Origin of the sequence: Moorena sp. SIO2C4, assembly GCF_010672485.1 — a bacterium.
Lineage (GTDB): Bacteria > Cyanobacteriota > Cyanobacteriia > Cyanobacteriales > Coleofasciculaceae > Moorena > Moorena producens.
Genome location: NZ_JAAHGN010000941.1, coordinates 1 through 3,030 on the forward strand (window position 1 = coordinate 1; position 3,030 = coordinate 3,030).

Genomic DNA, 3,030 nt, shown 5'->3' on the forward strand with positions numbered 1-3,030 from the left:
TGGCTCAAACCTTGACTTGATGTCGAGTGTGGCGGAAGGTAGGAGTGTGGGAAGAGAGGGGATATTTTCTGGTAAAAATTCCCTGCTATTCTCCCCTCCTTCTTCTTACTCTTGCCTATCTTTGTAAGCATGAGCTAAATACTTACATTTTATCTTTCATTTCACAGGATAACGGAAATAATTGATATGGGTTTTTCTGTAGACGTTACTAGCAGCAACTACGCCACTGAAGTTTTAGAAAAGTCTTTTGAGAAGCCTGTATTAGTAGACTTCTTTGCTACCTGGTGTGGCCCCTGTCAACTGCTCAAACCAACTTTAGAGAAACTAGCTAAAGAATATGACTTTGTATTAGCAAAAGTTGATATTGACCGCAACCAAGACTTAGCGAACAACTTTAAAATTGAGGGAGTACCCGATGTCAGAATTGTCACCAATGGTGATATTATTCCTGGTTTTGTGGGGGTTTTACCAGAGATTCAGTTGCGGGAAATGTTGGCTAGGTTAAATCTGAAGTCTGAGCTAGACATTGGACTAGAAGAAGCTCGGGTTGCCATGGCAACTCAGGATATATCCCGAGCCAAACAGCTGTTTGAGCAGCTAATTGCCAAGTATCCAGAGAATCAAAGTTTAGTCATTGAAGTTGCCAATTTTTTGGTTCATATTAATGAGCCAGAACAGGCAACCACAGTGTTAGAAACCATTGGATACAATGATCGAGAATACTTCCCTAGAGCTCAGGCAGTTAGAGCATTGATTCAATTTAAGCAGCAGGCTAATCCTATTGGGGAAAGTCAATTAGATCAGTTATTTGCTCAGGCATCTCGGTTAGTTGTAGAGGGAGAATATGAAGCAGCACTCAAAATATTTTTAGAAATTGTCAGTAAACATCGTAACTATAGAGATGATGGTGCAAGAAAATCCATGATTGCGGTGTTTGATGTGCTCGGTAATGACCATCCCCTGACGAAAAAGTATCAGCGGGAGTTGATGCTATCCCTATATTAGTTTTGGCTGACGGTTTAATAGGTAAAATCGAAAATAGAAAAAAAATAAATATCTTTTAAAGTAACCAATTGCCAGGAACCAATTGCCAGGAACAAGTTTTAACCTGAGATATCAGTAGGGTAATCTGTATGAGCAGCTTCTAACTTCATTAAAATCTTCGGCTTCAGCTTTTCAAACTCTTGTTTAAGTATTCGTTTGCTCAACATTCCTTGATTAGTTGATTTTATTGTCTTAGACGTATTCGCCCAATCAATGAATAGCTGGCGTTGGGCAGGAGCAATGGTTGAGGTCATTACATTAGCACAGTATTCTGGTTGTGATTTGGCAAAAAACAAAATACGGTAATATCCAGTATCTCCCAAAAGTCTGATTATGTTCTGACCCTGATTTGTTTTGAGGTCTAAGTAGCAAGGAAACCAACAAGCACCGTGGTAGCGATTATGCACTGCGGTAATCCATAGCACCATTGGATGAGGTACCATCACATACAAGAATTGGTTGTAGCGTGTACTAACCTGACGGTTCTCAATCTCTTCTTTAGTAAGCATCACCCAGAGGGTAGGAAAGGTTGTGCTAGTGGTACGAATTATCTTAGGAAAGACAATAGATGCTTTAGGCTTGTCATCGGGCCAGGAGGTTCGCCGAGAAACATCATTCCCTGATACGGGAAGTATTTCTGTTGCCTTACTCAGAGGCTTCTCGGATAGTATTGTTTGAATCCGATTACCCAGATAGCGACCGCGATCATGACCTTCGTTTAATGAATCCAATGCTCGTAGGATAATCCCGACATTTTGAGGACGATCAGATACCTCTTTCGCTATACAGGTCATGATTAGGTTCTCTAGGGACTTCGGCAGCTTTAGCTTGGGGTTAATCGATCCAAAGGATTTAGGTGGGCTGAAGTGATGAGCTTTGTACCAACTACCAAAGGAATGATCTTCTGGAAGAATGGGCATGTGACCAGTTAACATCTCAAACATCATCACCCCGAGACTATAGATATCAGAGCGTTTATCTAGTTCCTTTCCCTCCATTTGTTCCGGTGAACAATAGGCTAGAGTACCCATAAAAGAATGGGTTTGAGAACCATCAAACTGAAGAAGCTTAGCAATGCCAAAGTCAAGGATTTTGATCAGTTCACCGAAGGAGGAATCTTCGACAACGAGAATGTTACTGGGTTTAATATCACGATGCACAATTGGAGTGAGTGTGCCTTTAAATACAATGCCTTGGTGAGCACATTGTAATCCCAGACAAATTTGGCGGGTAATATGCAAAAATCGGGGTAAGGATAGGGTTTTAGTGTGAATTATTTGGCTTAAATTTCCCCCTGCCAAGTATTCCATGACGTAGAAGGAAATATCGTTTTCATCTATGCCATAGTCCCTAACTCGCACGATGTGATTGCTTTTCTCACCAAGCAAAGCGCAAATCGTTGCTTCCCGCTCAAAGCGATCGCGCATTTTTTGGTTCAATAATGTATGGGAGAGAAACTTGACGGCAACCGTTACACCTCCGAGGAGCATATCTTTGGCTTGATACACTTGACCCATAGCACCTTTGCCGATCAACTTGACCAGTTGATAGCGATTGGCGAGTAGACGACCTTTGTTAGGGTCTGTGATCATAAGTTCTTTGGTGAGGTCTGGAAACTAACGTGTTCATGAATCATTAGTCTCTAGTCATCGCTAATTGGTCATTGGTCATTGGTCTTTTGTTAATACCAGGAGACTTAATGTGGATCACAAAGGACTAAGGACAAAACTGACTAAGGACAAAACTGACTAAGGACTAAGGAAGATGAACTCAATAGCAACGGTCACAGGCGTACTGCTTTTAAAACTTCCTTAATTCCAGAATACTTCTATTGTGGCTGACGTTCCAAAGTTGCTTCCATTGTGCTATTGAGATAATGACCTGCCATAATGCTACTGGAGAGGTAGTATATATTTTCATTACGTTGATACCGGGTTTCAAAACCACTGCGTCGTTGGCGATCCCCTAATACCCAATACCGTTGCA

At 41.4% G+C, this 3,030-nt stretch carries 2 protein-coding genes; one reads left to right on the top strand and one right to left on the bottom strand.

What is annotated here, in order from left to right; genetic code table 11:
* Positions 1-186: 186 nt before the first annotated feature.
* Complete coding sequence (locus tag F6K20_RS31710) at positions 187-1,005, top strand: tetratricopeptide repeat protein (protein WP_009148796.1); 819 nt, start codon at positions 187-189, stop codon at positions 1,003-1,005.
* A 98-nt stretch (positions 1,006-1,103) separates the two neighbouring features.
* Here the strand turns inward: F6K20_RS31710 and F6K20_RS31715 are convergent, their stop codons facing one another.
* The gene (locus F6K20_RS31715) at positions 1,104-2,636 is read right to left on the bottom strand and encodes a serine/threonine-protein kinase (protein WP_009148798.1); all 1,533 of its coding nucleotides are present in this window, start codon (positions 2,634-2,636) and stop codon (positions 1,104-1,106) included.
* Positions 2,637-3,030 lie beyond the last annotated feature (394 nt).